Origin of the sequence: Kutzneria sp. 744 (assembly GCF_000568255.1) — a bacterium.
Classification (GTDB): Bacteria; Actinomycetota; Actinomycetes; order Mycobacteriales; family Pseudonocardiaceae; genus Kutzneria.
On the sequence record NZ_KK037166.1, the window covers coordinates 9,416,119 to 9,436,841 of the forward strand.

Here is a 20,723-nt window from a genome sequence, read left to right on the forward strand (position 1 = left end):
CGTACCCGCTCGATGTTGTCGCGGACCAGGCGATGGCCCGCTTCACGTCCACGATCTGTGCCGGCCAGCGGTGCTTGGGGCCGAGCCGGTAGTCGACGGCCACGCAGACCCAGCCGTTGTCGGCCATGTGGGCCAGCAGCGGCAGGTTCTGCTGGCGGCGGTCGCCGCCGGTCCAGGAGCCGCCGTGCACCTGGATCAGCACGGGCGCGCCGGTGACGCCCGCCTTGCGCCACACGTCCAGCTGCTGGTCGTCCGAGTAGCGGACGCCGTCGGCGACGATGAACTCCTTGCGGCGATATCCCTGCGGTAGCGCCGGAGTCGGGGCCCACACCTCCACCGCACCACGGCCCAGGGCCTCGTCGACCGCGCCCTGGAGGTGCCGCCGGGTGTCGTTCGCGGGCTTCTGGAGCGCCGCCAGGCCGACCGCCGCGCCCAGGGACACGGCCATTGCCGCCACGCCGATCTTGCTGCGATGGGCCTTGAGCGCCGCCGCCACGCCCGTGACCGCGAGCTGTGCCGCCGCGGCCGGCACCGAGGCCTCCGCGCCGACGACGCCGAACCCCATGCCCACCAGGGATAGCGGATACCGCCGCCAGGGCGCCCGCCGCGCGATCACGTTCAACGCCACGCCGCCGACACCCGCTGCGACCGCCAGTGCGGTCCCCGTCCTGCTCACGGTCACACAACGAAGCAAACGCGCTTTACCGCTGCTACTGAGGAGTGAAACCGATCACACAACCGCAGTTGCGGATCTATTCTGGTCCTTGTGACGCCGCTGCGGCTTGATGAGCTGGTTATCGCCGGCGAGGTCGCCACGCCGGGCACGGTGCGGTGCACCTCAGCGCTGCACGCCCGCGCCTGCCGGCCCCTGAGCATCGACTACGTGACCCGCCGCCGCACCGAGCGGCACGAGGTCCGCGGCGTCACCCTCTACGAGGCGTTGACGGCCGCCGGCCTGGCCCTGGATCCCGCCCGCAAGATGGACCACCTCCGCCTCGCCGTGCTGGCCGAGGGGGCCGACGGCTACGGCGTCCTGGTCTCGTACGCCGAGATGCACCCGGAGTTCGGCGACTGCGGCGCCCTGCTCGCGGCCTGATGCAGGGAAGGACGCCTTACCCGCGTTCAACGAGGGTAAGGCGTCCTTCCCTGCATGGGGGGAGAGGTCAGGAGGCCGTCAGGGCGGTGTCGTCGAGGACGAAGGTGGTCTGCTTCTCGTAGTCCTCGGCGCCGGTGAACTTGATCGTCACGGACTGGCCGGCGTAGGCCGACAGGTCCACGGAGTGCTGCTGGTAGCCGCTCGCCGCGTCGAGGTTGGAGTACGTGGCGACGGTGCTGGAGCCGACCGCCACGCTGAAGGTGTCGTACTTGCTGCTGGTGGTCGTCTCGGCGGTGGCGACGTGCAGCCAGAAGCTCAGGCTGGCGGAGCAGCCGGCGGGGATGGAGACGGTCTGGCTCTCCGTGTTGGTGGTCGCCACGCCCTTGCCGTCGAACGCGGCGTCGCTGGTGCCGGCGTGCGGCGTCTGACCCGTGCCGATGGTGGCGTTGCCGCTCCACGACGTGGTGCCGCTCTCGAAGCCGGCGTTGGCCAGTTCCTGCCCGGGCGAGGCGCAGGTGCCGCCGCCCGGGGGAGTGGTGGAACCACTGCCGGCCAGCCACGCGGTCGCGTTCAGGGCCAGGGCGGCGTTGTTGGCCGTGGAGTCGGACCAGCCGTTGTACAGGGTCTTGCCCGACTCGCCGGTGCCGTCGTCGATGGGGGAGCTGTCGTTCCAGATCGCCACCCGGCCCTGGCCGAACGTGCTGGTGACGAAGGTGGCGTTGGCGTTGCCCGGCGAGGAGGTGCTCAGGTACAGCAGGCCCTTCACGTTCGGGTTGTCGGCCGGCTTGAGCGTGAACGTGGTGCCGTTGGCGATCAGGCTGTGCTTCACCGCGCCGAAGGAGCCGTTGAGCACCGGGTTGGAGGAGTCGCTGATGGCCACCGGGTGGTCGGTGCTGATGTTCTTCAGGTCGACCGAGAAGCCGAACGGGTCGGTGTTGTCGACGCCGTTGCTGGTCATGATGTCGTTGATGATCTTCGGCGAGTCCCAGCCGTCGTTGTTGCGGTCGCTGCCGGTATGGTCGGAGATCAGGAACAGCCCGCCACCGTTCTGCACGAAGGTCAGCAGCGCCTTCTTCTCCGCTGCGGACAGCTGGATGTTGGGCTCGGGCAGCACGAACTCGTCGAAGTTCTTCAGGTCCAGCGCGCCCGAGCCGCCGTAGGTGATCGTGTTGCCGGCCGGCAGGGTGTCCAATGTGTACTGACCGGTCTTCTGCAGCGCGACGCCCCACGAGGACAGCGCCCCGGTCCAGTCCTTGTCGCTATTGGGCGTTGAGTTCTGCTTGAGCGGATCGGGCTGGCTGGTGCTGATGATCCAGTCCGCGTTGCCGGCGGTTTCGGCCTTGGTGGCGTCGAAAAGGACACGATGCGTGGTGGCAGCGTGGGCACTGGCGGCCAGTCCGGGTAGGACGGCCGCGGTCAGCGCGGCGACGAGCGCCGCGCCGGTGATGGGGCGCATGGGTGCGTACCTCCGGTGCAGGGGAAGGTGAACTCGCCGCACGAGGATCTCCCGCCCACGCAGCGGGAGCAATGATTCAATCTTCACTTCACGCAGACGTCATCCATTAGCCTCCGGGTGTGGACGCGGTGGTATTTGATCTGGACGGCGTGCTGGTCGACTCCGAGCGGACCTGGGACGAGGTGCGGCGGGCGGTCACGGCCGAGCACGGCGGCACCTGGGACGGCGAGAACACGACCCGGGCGCTGATGGGCATGAGCACGCCGGAGTGGGCGGAGTATCTGGCTACTGCACGTGGAGTGCGGCTGACCCCCGACAAGATCGCCCAACTGGTGGTCGACGGCATGGTCGCCCGCTACGCCGAGGGCCCGCCCCTGCTGCCCGGCGCCGTCGAGGCCGTGCGGGCCGCGGCCGCCCGCTGCCCGGTCGCCATCGCCAGCTCCTCGCCGCCCGCGTTGATCAACGAAGTGGTCCGGTCGACCGGTCTGGGCGACGTCGTGAAGGTCGCGCTGTCCAGCGAGCTGACCGGGGCCGGCAAGCCCGCGCCCGACGTGTACCTGGCCGCTGCCAAGGCTTTGGGCGTCGACCCGACGAAGTCCGTGGCGGTCGAGGACTCCACCAACGGCATCAAGGCGGCGTTGAACGCCGGCATGATCGTGGTGGCCGTGCCCAACGAGCACTTCCCGCCCGACCCGCAGGTCGTGGCCCGCGCGGCGAAGGTGATCTCCGGGGTCGGTGAGCTGCCGATGATCCTTGATCTTTTGTCAGCGGGGTGACAATCCCGCTGTCGGCCGATCCCGCGCCGTGACGGAAAGGCCCTATCCTGGCCGCTTGCGGAAATTGACCCTGCGTGAACGAGCGATCATGGAGCTCGACCGGGTCGTCGCGTGGCTGGAGACCGGCGCGGTCGACTCCGTCCGCGTGCTCGGCTCCGACGACGAGCGTGACTGGATGCTGCGCATGTGCGCCGCCCTGGTCGCGCTCCTCGACGACCACGTGGTCGACGAGAACGGCCGCTGCACCCGCTGCCGCGAGCCGGGTTCCAAGCTGCGCCGGGGACGACGCGCCACCTCGTGCGCCGTGCTCGACCACGTCATCGCCGCCTTCGGCGACTCCGTCGAAGCCGTCTGGACCCGGGTCCTGACCACGCTGGGCTCCGACATGACCGAGGACGAGGTGCGCCACTGGCTGGCCGCCCCGCCCATCCCCGAGGAGCCCAAGCTCGCCCTGTTCAACGTCGACGTCATCGGCGGCTACGGCTTCGGCGCCGCCGACTTCGATCTCGAGCAGGTCAAGTCCCTGCCCGAGACCCCCGACGAGAGCACCGACCCCATCTCCGGCTGGTTCCGCCGGCCCTACATCTACGCCGACGACCCCACCGAGCCCGGCACCGCCCTGCGCGCCGTCAACTCCTACCGGCAGCAGGCCAAGGTGTGGCGCACCCCCGAGGAGCTGGCCCGGGAGATGGACACCGCCGTCCTGCCCCGCCTGGAGTTCGCCGACACCGTGCCCATGTACCTGCCCTCGTTCGGGCCCACCGTCCGGGCCTGACCGGCTCTGTGATCTCGCCCGCTCGCGCGTGGACACGCGTCCTGGCGGTTGTCCAGACTCCCCGGTCATGCCTCTCCGACTGGAAACCGTGACCCCGGACAACGTTTCGGCCGCCTGCGCGCTGAAGATCGAGCCGTGGCAGGAGAAGTTCGTCGCGCCCGTGGCGGAGTCCCTGGCCGAGGCCTACACCCAGCCCGCCGCGGCCTGGCCCCGCCTGGTCTACGACGACGACCGGCTCGTCGCCTTCCTCATGGGCTGCTTCGACCCCGCTGCCCCGTTCGACTTCTTCCGCTGCGGCATCTGGCGGCTCAACGTGGCCGCCGGTCACCAGCGCAGCGGGTACGGGCGGTTCGCCGTCGAGCAGTTCTGCGCCGAGGCCCGGCGCCGCGGGCAGAACCGGATCACCGTGCTCTGGGTGCCCGACCCGGACGGACCCGAGCAGTTCTACCTGGGACTGGGCTTCACGCCCACCGGCCAGACCTTCCACGGCGAGACCGTCGCCGAGCGCTTCCTCGACTGACGCCGGCGCGGCTGGGAGCGGCTGATGTCTCAAGGGTCAATGGGAGGTATGTCTTAGGCAGTCCGCCGCGCCCTTAGTAACTTAAAGCTGTCATTTTTCTACCCCTTCCCAAGGGTATCGCTCATTGTGTCGTCCTGCCAGCGGCGCGCGACTCCTAGCTTTAATTCCGTCTTTCTAGCAGGTTATCAGCGTAAGCACTGACGTTGCTTTATCTCTATCGCCAGTACCCCAAGTGTGCGACACCGTCGTCAGGAGGAGACAGGAAACCGGCCGAAGCCGCCCTTGCGTTGACGGCGGTCGCCCCAGCCGGGGCCGTTGTGGTGGCCGCCGCCGTAGCCGGGGCCGGGGGCGTAGTGCTGCTGGGGCGGCTGGTTGGCGTACCGCTGCTGGTTGTTGGACCACTGGGCCTCGGCGCGGGTGAGGGCCTCAAGCTCGCCGTGGTCAAGGAAGATGCCGCGGCAGGTGTCGCACTGCTCGACATGCACGCCGTTGCGCTCGTAGCTGCGCATGGAGCCGGGGCACTTGGGGCAGTTCATCTGGTCTCCTCGGTTTCGGTCATTCGGCGGCACGCGGCGAGCAGGGCCCGGTCCACGTCGTCGAGGGGGCGGTCGGCGAGCAACGCGCAAGCGGCGGTGTAGACGACGAAGGCGCGGGCGATGGGTTCGAGAACGGGCCAGGGATCGCCGGACAGGGCGATGGCGGGGCCGTGACCGGCGCGGTAGCCGGCGAGGAAGCGCTGCCAGCCGTGCTCGGGCAGGGCCCCGATGGCGTAGCCGGCGGCGATGCGGCCGAGGTCCCAGGCGGGATCCCCGAGCCCGAGATCGTCGACGTCGATCAGCAGCCACCGGCCCCGGTAGCGGACGAGCTGCCCGAGGTGCCAGTCGCCGTGCACGAGGTGGTAGCCGGGCTCCAACGGCCGGACGGTGTCCCACGCGGCGAGAACCGGTGCGGCGGAAGGGTTTCCGCGTAATCGGGCGATGGCCCCGGACAGCCGGGCGGGGGTGCCGGCGGCGGGGATGTGGCCGAGGCGGGACGGGTCGACGCGGTGCAGGCGGGCCAGTTTTGCCGCCGGCCTCGGCCCACGGCGCGGCGGCCTCGTCGTCGGCGACGGGAGCGCCGAGCGGCCACACGCTGACCCACCGGTCGCCGACCGGGATGGGTCGGCAGTCCTTGGGAGGCAACAGAATGCCGGCCAGGGCCGGATGCGCGGCGAGGCGCATCCGGTCGGCCAGGGCACGGCCGTCGGCGCCGTCGTGGTGGGCCTTGACGGCCTCGTCGACCGCGCTGACGACCACTCCGGAACCCATTCCCGCCACCTCCTCCGTTCACCAACACCAGGTAAACGGTCTGCAATGGAGGGAAGGTTCCCGGAGAACCTGTCAATGGCCTGAGAAAGTGGCCTTGCCGGGACCGTCGGTCAGGAACGAGCGCACGGCCCCGCGCAGGTCCTCGGTGTCGAACAGCTCGGCGGCGATGGCGGTGACGTGCTCGTTCGCCTCGGGAACGCCGCCGTGCTCGAAGTGTCGCAACACCTGCTTGGTCGCCGCGTGGGCCTTGGTCGGCCCGGCCGCGAGCCGCCGGGCGTAGGCCAGCGCGGCGTCGTCGAATCCGTCATCCGGCAGCACCCGGTTGACGACGTTCCACCGCTCCAGCGTCGCCGCGTCGTAGCGGTCGCCGGTCATCACGAACTCCTTGGCCCGCCCGACCCCGGCCCGCGCGGCCAGCCGCTGCGTGCCGCCCATGGTCGGCGTCAGCCCGATGACGTTCTCCACCAAGCCGAACTTGGCCCGCTCGGCCGCCAGCAGCACATCGCAGGCCACGGCGATCTCGAACGCCCAGGTCAGACACAGAGCGTGCGCGGCGAACACAGTCGGGAACGGCAGCGCCGCGATCCGGTCGGGGATCGTCAGCATCTCGTCGAACGCCTCCTTGGCCGCGGCGGCCGAGGGTTGTGCGTCGAAAAGGGCAACGTCGACGCCGCCGGTCACCACCCGCCCGACGGCCCTGATCAACAGCGCCCGCGGCCGCATGGCCTCGATCTGCCCGATGGCGTCGAGGAGTTCGGCCTGCATGTCAGCGGTGTAGAGGTTCAGCGGCGGCGCGTCGACGGTCAGCACGGCCAGGCCGGCGTCCTCCCGGTCCAGTCGCAGCAGATCCACGGCGCACTCCCATCACAAGTGATCTTTGCTTTCCCACCCTCTCACGCCCATGATGTCGAGGTGTCGGAGTTAGCGTCGTGGAACGGCGAACAACCGCAGGTGAAACTGCTCGATCCCGTGCTGTTCGCACAGCTGGGCTCGGGCGGCGGCCAGTACACGGAGCTGCTGATGGCCGAGTGGGGCCGGCCGGAGCAGGTCATCGAGCGCGGCGAGGTGCCGCACGGACTGCTGCACTACATCCAGTTCGAGGAGCGGCCGGACCGCCCGGCCTGGACAACACATCTGATCTTCGGCGGCGCGACCGAGCCCCAGGTGCGCGAGTTCCTGGTGACGATCGGCCTGGGCTCGGTGGAGATCCACACGGTCTACGGCGCCACGGAGCCCATCTACGAAGCCCCCGAAGAGGTGGACGAGCTCTGACCTCGCCCACCCCACCACCCAACCCACCCACCCCACCTCGTTTTCCCGCCACATGTGGTCCACATGTGGCGCCCAGTGCGGACTGTGGCGCACATGTGGCGTTTGCGGGGGTGGAGAGCGGGTGGGTGTGGACGGTGAGCGGGTGTGGAGCGTGAGCGTCAGGTCGTCGTGGGGCCGGGGTCGGTGGTTGAGGCGATGACCGACGTCGTGGTGTCGGCGGGGGCCGAGGTGACGATCGTGGCGGGGGGCGTGTCGTCGGGCGGCGGGTTGTTGCGCGGCGCGGCGGCGCTGGTCGACGGCGGCGGCGTGTCCACGGTGGTGGTGGTCGGCGGCGGGGCGTCCGAGGAGGACGTGCTGTCGTCCGGGGGAGGTCCGATCATCGGCGCACCGGCCCGGTCCTGGACGCTGGTGTCCGAGGCGGGGGAGGTGGTCGGCGCCGCGCCGGAGGTGCTGGTGGCGTTGCTGCCGGAGGTCTTGGACGTCGACGTGCTGTGAGTGGTCGTCTTGGACGGCTTGTGCGCGGCGGCGTTCGTGCCGCTGGCGCCGCCGGCGGGCGGCTGGGCGACGGACGGCGTGGTGCCGGGGGTCGCGGCCTGCGCCGGGGCGCCGGGGTCGGCGGTCTGGGCGCTGTACACCAAGGCGCTGCTGGCCATCGCGACCAGAGCCAACCCGGCGGCGCCGGCGAACATCCGGGGCCGGACGAACCGCGACGGCCGGGGTGCCGGAGTGACCAGGTGCAGCGGGATCTCGGGTTCGGTCGGCCGAGCCGGCGGCGCGGTCATCGCGACGATCGCCGGCACGGGCTCGACGACGTTGTCCAGCGACGCCGACAACACGGCCCCGATGGCGACGGTGGCCTTGGGATCGGCGTCGACGGCCACGGGACGCCCCAACCCGGCCGACAGCAGCTCGGTGACCAGCGGAATCCGCGACGAACCGCCGACGAGCAGCACCGCCGCCAGGTCGGCTTCGGTCAGGCCGGCCGAGCGGATGGTCCGCCGCAGCAGGTCGACGGTCTCCTCCAGCGCGGCCCGGATCATCGCCTCGAACTCGGCCCGGATCAGCCGCGCCTGCCGCTGCCCGGACGGCAGCAGCACGGGGATCACGGCCTCGGTGTCCAGCGAGAGGGCCTCCTTGGCCTCGGTGATCTCCCGCCGCAGCCGGCCGACCGCGCTCACGGCGAGCGGGTCGTCGGCCGACAGGCCGGTCATGAGCTCGGGGAACTGGTTGCGGATCCGCTCGAACAGCAGCTCGTCGAAGTCGACGCCGCCGAGGTGGTCGTCGCCGGCGGGCTCGCCGAGCAGCTCGAACGAGCCGATGGCGTCCTTGCGCAGCACGGCCGTGTCCACGGTGCCGCCGCCGAGGTCGTAGACGCCGATGGCCGCGCCGGGCGCGAGCCGCTCGGTCGAGGCGTAGGCGATGGCGGCGGCGGCCGGCTCGCTGAGCAGCAGCGAGTCGCCGAGGCCGTACTCGGCCAGCGCGGTGCCCAGCAGCGCGGTCTTGTGGCCGCCCCAGCCGGCCGGGTGCGTGATCGAGACTTGCTCGGGTTCGCCGCCCTCTCGTGACCGTACGAGGTCGACGACCCAGCGGGCCAGCCGCGCGGTCAGCTCGTGGGCGGTGTGCCCGCCGTCGCCGAGCAGCATCGGCGTGACGTCGCCGATCCGCCGCTTGAACTCGCGTGCCACCCCGGACGGATCGGCCGCGGACCGCCGCTCGGCGGCGTCGCCGACCAGCACGGAGCCGTCGCGGCCGATGTACAGCACCGAGGGCATGCACGTACTTCTGTTACCAAGGGTGACCATTTCCGGGGGCCCACCACCTCGGCGTATGGCGGCCGCGGTGAATGTCGTGCCCAGGTCCAATCCCAACAGATAGCCCACGGGAGACTCATCGCGACACTCTGGGTGGTCATTAGCGCCGAAAACCCCCAATAATCCCCCAATCGACCCCCGTATCCGATCCCCCAACACCGGGGAAACGAGACGGGGGCCGCCACCCGATGCCCCCACGGCTGATCGCTACCTAGCGTCATGGCAACTCGCCGACCGAGGAGGAGATTCCCATGGCGACCGGAATCAGCTTGCTGGACTTCATCATGGAGCTGCTGGGCGACCAGAGCGCCCGCGACCATTTCGAGTCCAACCCGCAGCAGGTGCTCAACGACCACGGCTTCAACCACCTGTGCGCCGCCGACGTGCACGACGCGATGCCCCTGGTCATCGACGCCGCGCAGTCGTTCGACAGAACCTACGACGCCGGCGGCCCGAGCCACGTGGTGACCCCGCCGCCGCCCCCGCCGGTGCACGGTGGCGGCGGCATGGAGCACGCCATCGAGCAGATCCGCTACATCACGCAGAACTACTCGTACTCGGTGGACAGCCACAACACCGTGGTCGACAACTCGGTGAACCAGAACGTGTGGGCCCGCGACGTCTTCCAGAGCTTCGACAACCACTCCGTGGTCACCACGGGCGACCACAACGTCGTCGGCAACGGCAACGAGGTGCAGAACGGCGACCTGACGGCCGACCACGGCGGCGCGGTGGCCGTGGGAGGTAGCGCCACGGGCTCCAACGACGACAACTCCACTGACGTGCACGCCTACGGCAGCGGCGACGTGGCCACGGCGACCAACGGCAGCAGCCTGAGCCAGACCGACTCGCACAACACGACCGACAGCCACAACAGCACCGACAGCCACAACGACTCGCACAACAACACCGCGGTCGGGTCGGGCAACGACTCGCACGACAACACGGCCGTCGGCTCCGGGAACGACTCGCACGACAACACGGCGATCGGCTCCGGCAACGACTCGCACGACGACTCGCACGACAACACGGCCGTCGGCTCCGGGAACGACTCGCACGACAACACCGCGGTCGACTCCGGCAACGACTCGCACGACGACTCCCACGACGACGTCAACACGGCGATCGGCTCCGGGAACGACTCGCACGACGACATCGCCTCCGACAACAACACGGCCATCGGCTCGGGCAACGACTCGCACGACCACAGCCTGACCGAGCTGGACTCGCACAACGACACGGATGTCGCGTCGAACAACGACATCGCCTCCAACAACGAGGTCGACCACAACCTCATCCACATCTGATCGGGAGCCGCCACCATGCCGCCGACCGCCGCCGAGCTGCTTGACCTCGCGATCAGGGCCACCGCGGCCTACCGCAGGGAAGATCTCGGCGAGCGGTTGGCGGTGGCGCGCCGCCGCCTGCTCGACCCGGAGGTCCGGGTCCTGGTGGTCGGCGAGTTCAAGCAGGGCAAGAGCTTGCTGGTCAACTCCCTGGTGGACGCCCCGGTGTGCCCGGTCGACGACGACCTGGCCACGGCGGTGCCCACGCTGGTCCGCTACGCCCCGGAGCCGTCGGTGGTGCTGGTCGGCGACGACGAGCACCAGCGGCGTCAGGTGCCGATCGACCAGCTCGCCCAGCACGTCTCGGAAGCGGGGAACCCCGGCAACCGCGAGCGACTGCGCTACGCGGAGGTCGGGTTCCCCGCACCGTGCTGTCCGGCGGCCTCTGCCTGGTCGACACGCCGGGAGTGGGCGGCCTCGACTCGGCCCACGGCGCCAGCACCATGGCCGTGCTGCCCACCGCCGACGCCGTGATCCTGGTGTCCGACGCGGCCCAGGAGTACACCGGGCCGGAGCTGGACTTCCTGCGGCAGGCCATGAAGATGTGCCCGACTGTCCTGTGTGTACTGACGAAGACGGACCTCTACCCGCAGTGGCGGCGGATCGCCGAGCTGAACCGGGGGCATCTCGCCGCCGCCGACGTGGACGCCGATCTGATCCCCGTCTCGTCCACCTTGCGGCAGCACGCCATCCGGGCCCAGGACGCGCAGCTGAACGACGAGTCCGGCTTCCCCGAGCTGATCCACCGGCTGCGCCACGACATTCTCGCCCAGGCGGCGGCACTCGCCGATCGTTCGGTGGCCAACGACGTGCTGTCGGTGACCACCCAGCTGTCGGCGTCGATGCAGGCCGAGCTGGCCGCGTACCGGGATCCCAACCACGCCGAGGATCTCATCGCCGAGCTGACCCGGGCCCGCGGCCGTGTCGACGCGTTGAAGGAGCGTTCCGCGCGCTGGCAGCAGACCCTCAACGACGGCGTCAGCGACCTGATCGCCGACATCGACTACGACCTGCGCGACCGCATGCGACATCTGTTGCGGGAGGCCGAGGAGGAGCTGGAGACCGTCGATCCGGCCACTGTGGACGAAGAGTTCACGCTGTGGCTGCACCAGCGGGGTGCGGCCGCGGCGTCGGCCAACTTCGTGTGGACGCACCAGCGGGCGCAGTGGCTGGCCCGGCAGGTGACCGAAGCACTTCGGCGACGCCGGCGAAACAGGCCCTGCCCGACTGAGCTTCCACGCCCCGACCGCGTCCAGCAGCTTCGAGATGCCGGTCGGCGAGCGCTTCGGCATCGGCCAGAAGGTGATCACCGGCATGCGCGGCGGCTACGGCGGCACGATCATGATCGGCATGCTGAGCACGGTCGCCGGCCTCACCCTGCTCAACCCGGTGTCGGTGGCGGCCGGCCTTTTGCTGGGCCGCAAGACCGTGAAGGACGAGCGCAAACGCATGCTGCAACGACGCCAGAGCGAGGCCAAGTCGGCGGCCCGGAGATTCGTCGACGACCTGATCTTCCAGGTGGGCAAGGAATCCCGCGACCTGCTGCGTGAACTCCAGCGGACGCTGCGGGACCACTTCACCGCCCACGCGCAGGAGCTGTCCCGGTCGGTGCAGGAGGCGCTGAGCGCGGCCCAGCAGGCCTTGAAGGCCGATTCCGGCAGCCGGGACGGGCGGATCAAGGACGTCACGGCGGAGCTGTCCCGGGTCGACCACCTGGCGGGCCTGGCCCTGGAGCTGGCCCGATGAGCCGGCTGGGCGGGCAGGTTCGCACCCTTCTTCGGGACGCTGTCGAGGTTTTCCGGGAGACACCGGAGATCGCGCAGTCGCTCCGTGAGCACCTGGACCGGCTGGACGGGCCGCTGCGGGTGGCGATCGCCGGCCAGGTCAAGGCGGGCAAGTCGACGCTGCTCAACGCGTTGGTGGGGGAGCGGCTGGCGCCGACGGACGCGGGGGAGTGCACCCGCATCGTCACCTGGTACCGGCAGGGGCACCGGCCCCGGGTCTGCGCGCATCCGCTGGGCGGCGGCCCGAGGCAGCTGCGCATCGACCGCGAGGACGGGGCCCTGCGCATCGACCTGGAGGGCCTCAATCCCGCCCACGTCGAGCGGCTGGTGGTGGACTGGCCGTCACGCGGGCTGTCGGACACCATCCTCATCGACACGCCCGGCATCGCCTCGCTGTCGACGGACGTTTCCGCGCGCGCCAACGGTTTTCTCGTTCCGGACGACGAGCCCAGCGAGGCCGACGCGGTCGTCTACCTGATGCGGCACCTGCACAGTGCGGACCTGCGTCTGCTGGAGTCCTTCCACGACAACGGAATCGCCCGGGCCAACCCGGTGAACACGATCGCCGTGCTGTCCAGAGCGGACGAGATCGGTGTCGGCCGGGTGGACGCCCTGATGTCGGCCAGCAAGATCGCCCGCCGCTACCGGTCCGATCCGCGCCTGCGACGCCTCTGCCAAGGCGTCGTGCCGGTGGCCGGGCTGCTGGCCGAGACCGCGCGATCGTTGCACCAGCAGGAATTCGACGCGCTGGCCCGGATCGCCGCGACGCCGCGGGCCGAGGTCGAGTCGGCGCTGCTGTCGGCCGACCGGTTCATCCAGTACACGGACGGTTTCGCGCTGCTGGAACGGTTCGGGCTGTTCGGCGTGCGGCTGTCGCTGGCACTGATCCGCCAGGGCTTCAACGATCCCGGGCATCTCGCCGCCGAGCTCACCCGGCGCAGCGGCATCGACGAGCTGCGGGCGGTGTTCGCCGCCCAGTTCACGCAGCGCCGCGACCTGCTCAAGTCCCGCTCCGCCCTGCTGGCGGTGGATGCCTTGCTGCGCAAGGACTCCCGTCCGGGTACCGAAATCCTGCGAGACGAGGTCGAGCGGATCCTGGCCGGCGCGCACGAGTTCACCGAGCTCCGCGTCCTCGGCGCACTGCGTTCCGGCGTGACCGACCTCAGCGATCACGCCATGGATGAGGCCGAGCGGCTGCTCGGGGCCGGCGGCGCGCAGGCCTGGTCCCGCCTGGGCCTGGCCCCGAACGTGAACGAGGACGACCAACGGGCCGCGGTCCTCGACGCCTTGGCCCGCTGGCAGCGCCAGGCCGAGAACCCGTTGTCACGCAAGGCGACCGTGGACGTGGCCCGGGTCGTCGTCCGCACCTGCGAGGGCATGGCCGCCGAGTTGTCGTGACCACTGCGGCGAAAGCCCGCACACGGCCGACCGTCCCAGCTAGCATGCCGCCATGCAGATGGGGGTTTTCCGCCGCTTGGCGGCAATCGGGGCTGTCGTCCTGTTCGTGCTCGCCTCGACGACCGGCGTGGCCCAGGCGGCGGCATCGCCGCTGGGCAAGCAGAACTGGGTGGTGAGCCTGGCGTCCTTCACACCGTCGGCCGACCACACCAACTCGATGCGCCTGGGCTACCTGGTGTTCGACCCGGCCAGCAAGTTCGTCAAGCACGACTTCTGGCTGTGGAAACAGCAGGACTATCCGATCCCGGTGAACAGCGGCGACGTCTACTACTGCGGCCAGTGGCATCCCGGCACCAACCCGAAGAACAACTGCGCCATCCGCACCGGCGCGGGCTTCACCGGCGAGCCCAACGGCCACTACACCGGCACCTACGCCTACGACGCCACGGCCGGCCAGGTCATCGTGACCTGGACCGACAGCACGGTCAACGGCGTGTCGGGGAAGATCGACTTAGGCGAGACCTGGGCCGTCTCCCAGCCCCGAACCGGCCTCGGCCGTCTCGCCCTGACGGCCAACACCTACGGCCTGACCACCGGCATCGGCTACGGCAGCAACGCCTCCCTGGCGGCCAAGGCCTCCATGACCACCATCCACGGCGCCGAGCGGCCGTACGTGCTGGAGGGCCAGGGCTGGAACTCCGACCAGGTCGCCACCTGGGCCCGGGGCCACGCCGGCGCGCTCACCGTGGGCCCGACCTGGAACGCCTGCGACGATGCCTCCTGCCTCGGCTTCGTGCAGTACAACGCCGGCTGCGACGCCAACTCCTGCTGTCCCAAGGACGCCAACCACGACGCCTGCGTCCAGAAGATCAAGGACACCGGCGACCGGCGGTTCTACTCCATGACCGGCATCCTGGGCGGCCGCCGCGACAGCTACGAGTTCTACTGCGAGTGCCTGGCCTACGGGAAGTGCTACCTGGCCAACAGCCACGTCCGGCCCATGCTCCAGGTGCTCGACGACGCGGGCGTGTTCCAGGGCTGGGTCGGGGCCGAGGTCAGCCCGCATGTCGGGGCCGGCGGCCGGCACGCCGAGGCCGACCACTACGCCAGCTTCGCCCTGGTCAGCTAGCTCCCGGCCACGAGGGCCCGGAGCCGGACCAGCAGCTCGCGGCGGGAGTTCGAGCCGAGGCGCTGCCGGATCCGGGCCACGTGGTGCTCCACGGTCTTGGCCGAGATGAACAGGCGTTCCCCGATCTGCTTGTACGTCATGCCGCCGACCAGCAGCTCCGCCACCTCGATCTCCCGGGCCGACAGCTGCGGCGCGGGCGAGTCCTCGGCGCTGTGCGGGGCCCCGTGCAGGGCCCGGGCGCAGGTCAGCAGGGTGGTCATCTCCGTGCGGTCGGCGGTGCGGATGGCGGCCTGCCCGGCGAGCCGGGCGCCGTCCCAGCCCAAGCCGACCGCCCGTAGCTCACGGGCGGCAGCCACCACCGGCTCCACCTGCACGTCTCCGGCCAGCACCCGCAGCCAGGCGCGGGCGCACCCGGCCAGCGCCGCCGCGTAGCGGGAGGTGCGGGCCATGGTGGACAGCGCGGCAGCGTGCCGTGCCGCCGCGGACGGCGACTCCGCCGCCACAGCGGCCTGCAACGCGAACCAGTGCAGCGGCACCGACCACAGCGCCGGCCGCCCCAGCCGCTCCAGCAGCCCGTCGGCCTCGGCCAGCCGCGGCGCCAACCACTCGTCCTCATGCAACCGCGCCGCCGCGACGGCGATCTCGCCCAGCGGCTGCAACACGAACAGGTCCACCGGGTGTGCGATCACGGCGTCACGGGCCCGTGGCCACGCGTCCAACAGTCCGGCCAGGTCGGAACGCCGCCGGGCCACGCCGATCGTGATCGCCGCCGCGAACAGCTCGTCACGGGGACGGGCGCAGTGCCCCGGCACGTCGGCCGCGGCAAGATCGCCGCGCTGCAACGAAATCCAGGCCCGGAGCAGGGCATGCCGCATGGAATCGTCGCCGACGGCCGATTCCGCCATGTCCAGCTGCCCCAGGTGCAGGGCGATCAGGCAGGCCAGCGCGGCCGGGGTGTCCGGCAGCAACACCTTGCCGGCATGGGGTTCCAGCACCGCCGAGGCCTGCACGAGCTGCGACAGCGCCGCCACGGCCGATCCCGTCACCGACTCGCTCAACGCGTGGGCCACAAGGGATTCGACAGTGGACAGCGAAGTGGGCGTCCGCACGGCGTCGTCGAAGGCGGACAGCTGCTCTCTGGCCTGTGCCAGGTCGCCGATGCCCAACAGCGCCGCGACGGCGAAACCCGAGCGGCCACCGTCCACACTCTCCGCCCACCGGTACAGGGCGACGCTGTCGGCCAGCATGCCGCGCTGCGCCAGCACCGCCGCCGCGACCTCCGCGCCGTGCCGGTCCCCGTCGAGGATCGCCCGGTCGGCCAGCAGGGAAGCGGTGTCCAGGTCACCCTCCAACGCGGCGGCCTCGGCCTGCGCTGACAGCGACCCGGTCTCCACGGCGTCGTCGACCACGTGGGTCATCTCGCTCCCGACGGTTGTCGTTCGGACCTACGCATAGTCGTACCGCCGGGCGGTTTCGTTAGTTCGACTCCAGCAATGCTTTACCCTTTCGGGTGACGGAGTGCCGCACTGCCTGTCCGTGTCGGCGGCTCACCACGAAGCCCGCGTTGCGCAGCAAAGTGACCTGCTGGCTGGCCGAAGCCAACGACATGCCGATGGTCCCGGCCAGCTCCGACGTGGACCGCGGCGTGCGCAGCGCGACCAGGATCCGGGCCCGCGTGCGGCCGATGACCTGGGTGAGATGGAACAGCGCGCGCTCCTCGGCCGCCGGGTCGCGGCGCAGCGGCCGAGCCGGAAACACCAGCATGGGCGGCAGTTCCTCGTCGATCAGCGTGACGGGAGCGCCGACGCAGAAGAACGACGGCACCAGCGTCACCCCGCGGCCGCCCAGGCGGATCTCGTGCGTGCGGGGATAGTCCGTCTCCAACCACGGCCAGCGCCAGCGAAAAGACGGCCCGAGCCGGGCGAACATGCCGCCCAGACCGTCGTCCAGCAGCTCACGGACCCGGGATTCGCCGTCGGCGCGGACAATCTCGCCGACCTCGTCCCACACCGGCGCGATCGCCGCGTCGTAGTAGCGCCGCAACGCGCCGACCAGGTCGGTCATCGGTTCGGTGTGGCCGGCGGCCAGGCCGTGACCGAAGCGGGAGGCCTCGACGCGGCGCAGCCGAGCCGGACTCATGTCCAGCGCGAGGCGGGATCTCGGCGTAGACCGTATTACGTCGAACGCGCCGTCGATGCCGTCCGATGTGGGCAAGGGCGTCAGGAAGTCGGGAAAGTTGCCGCGCCGGGGGATCAGCCGCCGCAGCAGCCCGACCGCGTGCGCCGACTCGGCCTCGGACAGTCGAGGTCGGACCTCTCGCCGCCACGCCGCGTGCCGGTCCGGCTCGCCGCCCGGGGAGAGGTGATGGACGCTCAGCACCAGCTCCCACAGGGGATCGGGCTCGGTCAACACCCTCGTGCGCAGCAGATCCTCGGCCGTGAAGTGCAGGCGCAGCGTGCCGGTCATCGTCCACCCCCTCCCCTTGAGATGGTCGCATCCGGTCCCGGGTTGCCCGCGCGGAACCTTTTGGACATGCCTGAAAGGTCCTACCAGCTGCCCGCGCGTCATGCCATGGTTTACGCGGCACGATCACGGTGGGGGGCTCGCTCATGGACGACGCTTCGCTGCGCATGCGCGTGGCCTTCGACGAGCGAATCGGGGATTCGCGGGCCGAGCTGGCCCAGCTGTTGGCACGCTGTGACACGACAAACGTTCGCACCGGTTACCTGGCGGAGTTGGCGGCGCGGCTGGAGGTGTTCGGCAGCGCGGGTGAGCCCTCGTCGACATCGATACTGGACGCTGGGGCGTCCGGGCTGGAGTACTTCCGCCGGCACGGCCCGGAGCACGCCCGGCGCCGTCACGGGCAGTTCGATTTCGACGAGGAGATCGGCTCCCGCTACGACACGCAGCGCGACATCCCGCTCGCCGAGTTACGGGCCGACGCCGAACGCCTGGAGTCGCTCTGTTCGGACATGCTCGACGCGCGGCACGACCCGTGGCAGCGGGCGGTGTGGCAGCGCATCGGCGGCTTCGCCGACAGCCTGCGGGTGGCTTGCGACGCGGTGGAGCGCATCGTGTTCGACAAGGCCGACGCCGTGCACCGGCTGGCCGAGGACGTCGAGCCGTACGACGACCTGGGGTACGAGGCACGGCTGGCGGTGTTCGAGGCGGCCTGCCGGCACGCCGACGCCGATGTGGCCGATGTCCTGCGCCGACTGGGCCACGAGATGGCCTCAACGGGCACGCGTGACCTCGCCGAAAACCGGTACGCAACGTGACGATCCCGCTACCCTCGTGAGATCGGTGCTGGGGAGCGCCGGTTACGGGGGACAACTTGATCATGGATGCCGAACCCGAGCGGGTCACCTTCGCGACCGTGCTCCGAACCGGCGAGTTCCGGGCGCTCTGGCTGGCCGAGCTGCTGTCCACCCTGGGCGACCAGGTGGCCAGGGTGGCGCTGGCGGTGCTCGTCTTCACCACCACCGACTCGGCCGTGCTGACCGGCCTGACCTTCGCCCTGACCTACGTGCCGACGCTGCTGGGCGGGATCTTCCTGTCCAGCCTGGGGGATCGGTTCCCGCGGCGTGAGGTGATGGTCGCGGCCAACGTCGTGCAGGCGGTGCTGGTCGCCGCGATGGCCGTGCCCGGGGTGCCGCTGCCGGCGCTGTGCGTGCTGCTGGCGGTGTCGGTGCTGGCCACCGGGCCGTTCAACGCCGCGCAGCTGGCGATCCTGCCGGACCTGCTCGGCGGCCAGCGCTACGTCACGGCGATGTCGCTGCGCAACGTGACGACCTACTCGGCGCAGCTGGCCGGCTTCGCCGGCGGTGGGCTGCTGATCGCCGTGCTGAACCCCTACCTGGGGCTGGCCGTCGACTCGCTGACGTTCGTGGTGTCGGCGTTGCTGCTGTGGACAGGGATCCGCCGACGGCCGGCGGTGCGATCCGAGCAGGCCGAGCCGACCTCGATGCTGCACGGATTCACGGTGATCTGGCGTGACCCGCGGACCCGCATCCTGCTGGGCATCGGCGCGCTGGCCCTGTTCTACATCGCACCCGAGGCACTGGGCGCGCCGTACGCCAAGCAGTTGGGCATGGGGCCGGTGGCGGTGGGCCTGCTGATGGCCGCCGACCCGATCGGCGCCGTCGTCGGCTCGCTGCTGTTCGAGCGGCTGTCCGAGGTGGCCCGGCTGCGGTCGGTGGGCTGGCTCGGGGTGGCCGCCGGGGCACCGATCGCGGCCTGCGCGCTGTACCCCAACCTGGTGCTGTCCATGGTGTTGTTCGCGTGCAGCGGGGCCGCCGCAACGATTTACACCATTCAAGCGATGACCACCGCGTCCCGTTTGCTGCCCAATTCGGTGCGCGCCCAGGGAATGGGATTCGCGTCCGCGGTCATCCAGTCCGTGCAAGGCGTCGGCGCACTTGTCGCGGGCGCTTTCGCTCAGGTGTTCACGCCGGCCGGTGGAATGGCGATCGTCGGGTGCATCGGCGTCGTGCTGGCCGCCGGACTGGCATTGGCATGGCGCCGGGTCGCCGATCCCGCGCAACTGGCCGTGCAGCTGACCGGCTAGGTGGTGAACACGGTCGGCGACGATTGGCGGACCGCCGCCGACCCCGTTCGATGGATCACCTTGATCTGATCAGGTTGTCCTACCACGCATTGTCCGACCTCCGTTGCGCTAGCCGGGTGGTCCTGATCCGTTTCCAGAACACACTCCGCAGCTTCCCGCATACTCCATGGAAACCGTGGGGGGAGAGCCATGGCGAGCATACGACAAGATGACCTTGGGTTGGCAAGAATCGAAAAATGGCCGTTGTGGGGGCGGCCGGCGATCTCGATCTGGTATGTGCTTGCGGTAGATCTCGGCGCATTGGCGGTGATCGCCGCCGCGTTCGCCCGACCCGGCGGCGCCGATCTGCCGGTGGTGGCCGCGGCGGCCCTGGCCGTCGCCGCATTCGTGCAGGGCGAGGCGTCCCGGCGAATCGAGCGGCTGCGCCGGGTGATGAGCGGATCCGTGCACATCAACATGGTGTCCGTGTGGGTGTTCGCGGCCGTGCTGACGCTGCCGATGTCCTGGGTGGCGGTGCTGACCGGCCTCGTGTCGGCGCACGTCGTGCTGCGCAGCTACCGGGTGCAGCGCAGCTACCCGCACCGTCAGGTGATGAACGCCGCCGCGATGGTGCTGGCGGCCTGGGCGGCACGGCTGGTGCTGGACGCGGGGGGCGTCCCGGTGCTGACCCGCGCGACCGCCCTCGATGCCGTGTCCATCGGGGTCGTGCTGGCCGCGGCCGTGGTGTTCTTCGCCGTCGACGGCGTGCTCATCGCCGTCAGCCTCCGGGTCGACGCCGGCCGGCGGCCGCTGCGGGACCTGATCGGCTCGGCCGACGACAACGCCCTGGAGCTGGCCACCATCTGCATCGGGGCGGTGATCGGGCTGGTGCTGGTCTACCAGCCGTTCGCGCTGCTGTTCCTGTTCGTGCCGCTGTTCGTGCTGCACCGCAGCGTGCTGGTCAAACACCTGGAGGAGCTGGCCACCAAGGACCAGAAGACCGGCCTGCTCAACGTCACCACCTGGCAGGACCTGGCCAGCAAGGAGCTGACCCGCGGCTCGCCGTTCGGGGTGCTGATGGTCGACCTCGACCACTTCAAGCGGGTCAACGACACCTACGGGCACCTCGCCGGGGACGAGGTGCTCAAGGCCGTCGCCGGCACCGTGCGGCGGTCCGTGCGGGACTACGACTCCGTCGGCCGGTTCGGCGGCGAGGAGTTCGTCGTGCTGCTGCCCGGCCTTCGTGACGGCGACGTGCTGGCCATCGCCGAGCGCATCCGGCGGGCCATCAGCCAGCTGCGGGTGCCGCTGCCCTCCTGCGACACCACGCTGTCCGCGCTGTCGGCCTCCATCGGCGTCGCTGTGTACCCCGATGCCGCCTCCGGCGTCGACGGGCTCGTGCACGCCGCCGACACCGCCCTCTACCGGGCCAAGCGGGCCGGCCGGAACCGGGTCGTGAGCAGTTTGACCGTCTACGACACCCGAACGGGCTAGGTTCGACGCGCGG

The 20,723-nt window shown here is 70.5% G+C and carries 22 protein-coding genes; 14 read left to right on the forward strand and 8 right to left on the reverse strand.

Going from position 1 to position 20,723, the window contains the following annotated elements; genetic code table 11:
• Window positions 1–676, reverse strand: a 676-nt coding sequence (locus KUTG_RS62315) for an alpha/beta hydrolase (protein ID WP_198047501.1), incomplete at its 3' end; no start/stop codon positions are given.
• Between the two features lie 90 nt (window positions 677–766).
• Between KUTG_RS62315 and KUTG_RS43060 the strand changes: the two genes are divergently transcribed.
• Window positions 767–1,096 (forward strand): hypothetical protein, encoded by a 330-nt coding sequence (locus tag KUTG_RS43060; protein ID WP_052396075.1) that lies wholly within the window; start codon window positions 767–769, stop codon window positions 1,094–1,096.
• Between the two features lie 67 nt (window positions 1,097–1,163).
• Here the strand turns inward: KUTG_RS43060 and KUTG_RS43065 are convergent, their stop codons facing one another.
• Window positions 1,164–2,552 (reverse strand): hypothetical protein, encoded by a 1,389-nt coding sequence (locus tag KUTG_RS43065; protein ID WP_043725389.1) that lies wholly within the window; start codon window positions 2,550–2,552, stop codon window positions 1,164–1,166.
• A gap of 119 nt (window positions 2,553–2,671) precedes the next feature.
• Between KUTG_RS43065 and KUTG_RS43070 the strand changes: the two genes are divergently transcribed.
• The 3 genes from KUTG_RS43070 (at window position 2,672) to KUTG_RS43080 (ending at window position 4,623) form a co-directional block, all read left to right on the forward strand.
• Window positions 2,672–3,328 (forward strand): HAD family hydrolase, encoded by a 657-nt coding sequence (locus KUTG_RS43070; protein ID WP_043725392.1) that lies wholly within the window; start codon window positions 2,672–2,674, stop codon window positions 3,326–3,328.
• Window positions 3,329–3,383: 55 nt separating this feature from the next.
• Window positions 3,384–4,103 (forward strand): hypothetical protein, encoded by a 720-nt coding sequence (locus KUTG_RS43075; RefSeq protein WP_157495193.1) that lies wholly within the window; start codon window positions 3,384–3,386, stop codon window positions 4,101–4,103.
• A gap of 67 nt (window positions 4,104–4,170) precedes the next feature.
• Entirely contained in the window at window positions 4,171–4,623 is a 453-nt protein-coding gene (locus tag KUTG_RS43080) for a GNAT family N-acetyltransferase (protein ID WP_043725396.1), read from the forward strand.
• 248 nt (window positions 4,624–4,871) lie between these two features.
• On the opposite strand, the gene KUTG_RS43085 is transcribed toward KUTG_RS43080, so the two are convergent.
• The 3 genes from KUTG_RS43085 to KUTG_RS43095 form a co-directional block, all read right to left on the reverse strand.
• Entirely contained in the window at window positions 4,872–5,159 is a 288-nt protein-coding gene (locus KUTG_RS43085) for a TFIIB-type zinc ribbon-containing protein (RefSeq protein WP_043725398.1), read from the reverse strand.
• The gene (locus KUTG_RS57245; RefSeq protein ID WP_084580469.1) at window positions 5,156–5,860 is read right to left on the reverse strand and encodes a phosphotransferase family protein; all 705 of its coding nucleotides are present in this window, start codon (window positions 5,858–5,860) and stop codon (window positions 5,156–5,158) included. Before KUTG_RS57245 ends, KUTG_RS43085 begins: the two co-directional genes overlap by 4 nt.
• Before the next feature lie 142 nt (window positions 5,861–6,002).
• Window positions 6,003–6,773: an enoyl-CoA hydratase/isomerase family protein gene (locus tag KUTG_RS43095; protein WP_043732653.1), complete on the reverse strand. Its 771-nt coding sequence runs from the start codon at window positions 6,771–6,773 to the stop codon at window positions 6,003–6,005.
• 69 nt (window positions 6,774–6,842) lie between these two features.
• Here KUTG_RS43095 and KUTG_RS43100 point away from each other — a divergent pair, with 69 nt between their 5' ends.
• Window positions 6,843–7,202 (forward strand): hypothetical protein, encoded by a 360-nt coding sequence (locus KUTG_RS43100; protein ID WP_043725399.1) that lies wholly within the window; start codon window positions 6,843–6,845, stop codon window positions 7,200–7,202.
• A 158-nt stretch (window positions 7,203–7,360) separates the two neighbouring features.
• Here the strand turns inward: KUTG_RS43100 and KUTG_RS43105 are convergent, their stop codons facing one another.
• Complete coding sequence (locus KUTG_RS43105) at window positions 7,361–9,211, reverse strand: Hsp70 family protein (RefSeq protein ID WP_157495195.1); 1,851 nt, start codon at window positions 9,209–9,211, stop codon at window positions 7,361–7,363.
• 53 nt (window positions 9,212–9,264) lie between these two features.
• Between KUTG_RS43105 and KUTG_RS54680 the strand changes: the two genes are divergently transcribed.
• From KUTG_RS54680 to KUTG_RS43130, 6 genes are read left to right on the forward strand one after another with little or no spacing between them, the layout of a single operon-like run.
• A complete protein-coding gene (locus tag KUTG_RS54680) occupies window positions 9,265–10,320 on the forward strand; it encodes an IniB N-terminal domain-containing protein (RefSeq protein WP_052396077.1) in 1,056 nt (351 codons plus the stop codon).
• A 15-nt stretch (window positions 10,321–10,335) separates the two neighbouring features.
• Window positions 10,336–10,833 carry a dynamin family protein gene (locus KUTG_RS64610; RefSeq protein ID WP_232241259.1) on the forward strand — a complete coding sequence of 166 codons (498 nt, stop codon included), beginning with the start codon at window positions 10,336–10,338 and terminating at the stop codon, window positions 10,831–10,833.
• Window positions 10,767–11,909, forward strand: a complete 1,143-nt coding sequence (locus KUTG_RS64615; protein ID WP_232241260.1) for a P-loop NTPase family protein — start codon at window positions 10,767–10,769, stop codon at window positions 11,907–11,909. Before KUTG_RS64610 ends, KUTG_RS64615 begins: the two co-directional genes overlap by 67 nt.
• Window positions 11,878–12,105, forward strand: coding sequence for a hypothetical protein (locus KUTG_RS64620; RefSeq protein WP_043725403.1), 228 nt, complete (start codon window positions 11,878–11,880; stop codon window positions 12,103–12,105). Before KUTG_RS64615 ends, KUTG_RS64620 begins: the two co-directional genes overlap by 32 nt.
• The gene (locus KUTG_RS43125; RefSeq protein ID WP_043725405.1) at window positions 12,102–13,541 is read left to right on the forward strand and encodes a dynamin family protein; all 1,440 of its coding nucleotides are present in this window, start codon (window positions 12,102–12,104) and stop codon (window positions 13,539–13,541) included. Before KUTG_RS64620 ends, KUTG_RS43125 begins: the two co-directional genes overlap by 4 nt.
• Window positions 13,542–13,593: 52 nt before the next feature.
• Window positions 13,594–14,670 carry a hypothetical protein gene (locus tag KUTG_RS43130; RefSeq protein WP_043725406.1) on the forward strand — a complete coding sequence of 359 codons (1,077 nt, stop codon included), beginning with the start codon at window positions 13,594–13,596 and terminating at the stop codon, window positions 14,668–14,670.
• On the opposite strand, the gene KUTG_RS43135 is transcribed toward KUTG_RS43130, so the two are convergent.
• Complete coding sequence (locus KUTG_RS43135) at window positions 14,667–16,088, reverse strand: helix-turn-helix domain-containing protein (RefSeq protein ID WP_052396078.1); 1,422 nt, start codon at window positions 16,086–16,088, stop codon at window positions 14,667–14,669. The two genes, KUTG_RS43130 and KUTG_RS43135, sit on opposite strands and share 4 nt — an antisense overlap.
• Window positions 16,089–16,146: 58 nt before the next feature.
• Complete coding sequence (locus KUTG_RS43140) at window positions 16,147–17,136, reverse strand: ArsR/SmtB family transcription factor (RefSeq protein ID WP_043725408.1); 990 nt, start codon at window positions 17,134–17,136, stop codon at window positions 16,147–16,149.
• Between the two features lie 143 nt (window positions 17,137–17,279).
• Between KUTG_RS43140 and KUTG_RS43145 the strand changes: the two genes are divergently transcribed.
• From KUTG_RS43145 to KUTG_RS43155, 3 genes are all read left to right on the forward strand, one after another.
• Window positions 17,280–17,948: a hypothetical protein gene (locus tag KUTG_RS43145; protein WP_043725410.1), complete on the forward strand. Its 669-nt coding sequence runs from the start codon at window positions 17,280–17,282 to the stop codon at window positions 17,946–17,948.
• Between the two features lie 62 nt (window positions 17,949–18,010).
• A complete protein-coding gene (locus KUTG_RS43150) occupies window positions 18,011–19,237 on the forward strand; it encodes an MFS transporter (RefSeq protein WP_043732659.1) in 1,227 nt (408 codons plus the stop codon).
• A gap of 276 nt (window positions 19,238–19,513) precedes the next feature.
• The gene (locus tag KUTG_RS43155) at window positions 19,514–20,710 is read left to right on the forward strand and encodes a GGDEF domain-containing protein (protein WP_157495196.1); all 1,197 of its coding nucleotides are present in this window, start codon (window positions 19,514–19,516) and stop codon (window positions 20,708–20,710) included.
• Window positions 20,711–20,723: the final 13 nt, after the last annotated feature.

What these genes read in the sequence shown, in the direction of transcription:
- KUTG_RS43065 (WP_043725389.1), bottom strand. Translation starts at nt 2,552, where the DNA reads ATGCGCCCCATCACCGGCGCGGCGCTCGTCGCCGCGCTGACCGCGGCC.
- KUTG_RS43135 (WP_052396078.1), bottom strand. Translation starts at nt 16,088, where the DNA reads ATGACCCACGTGGTCGACGACGCCGTGGAGACCGGGTCGCTGTCAGCG.
- KUTG_RS43085 (WP_043725398.1), bottom strand. Translation starts at nt 5,159, where the DNA reads ATGAACTGCCCCAAGTGCCCCGGCTCCATGCGCAGCTACGAGCGCAAC.
- KUTG_RS43145 (WP_043725410.1), top strand. Translation starts at nt 17,280, where the DNA reads ATGGACGACGCTTCGCTGCGCATGCGCGTGGCCTTCGACGAGCGAATC.
- KUTG_RS43080 (WP_043725396.1), top strand. Translation starts at nt 4,171, where the DNA reads ATGCCTCTCCGACTGGAAACCGTGACCCCGGACAACGTTTCGGCCGCC.
- KUTG_RS64610 (WP_232241259.1), top strand. Translation starts at nt 10,336, where the DNA reads ATGCCGCCGACCGCCGCCGAGCTGCTTGACCTCGCGATCAGGGCCACC.
- KUTG_RS43140 (WP_043725408.1), bottom strand. Translation starts at nt 17,136, where the DNA reads ATGACCGGCACGCTGCGCCTGCACTTCACGGCCGAGGATCTGCTGCGC.
- KUTG_RS43130 (WP_043725406.1), top strand. Translation starts at nt 13,594, where the DNA reads ATGCAGATGGGGGTTTTCCGCCGCTTGGCGGCAATCGGGGCTGTCGTC.
- KUTG_RS43150 (WP_043732659.1), top strand. Translation starts at nt 18,011, where the DNA reads ATGGATGCCGAACCCGAGCGGGTCACCTTCGCGACCGTGCTCCGAACC.
- KUTG_RS54680 (WP_052396077.1), top strand. Translation starts at nt 9,265, where the DNA reads ATGGCGACCGGAATCAGCTTGCTGGACTTCATCATGGAGCTGCTGGGC.
- KUTG_RS43125 (WP_043725405.1), top strand. Translation starts at nt 12,102, where the DNA reads ATGAGCCGGCTGGGCGGGCAGGTTCGCACCCTTCTTCGGGACGCTGTC.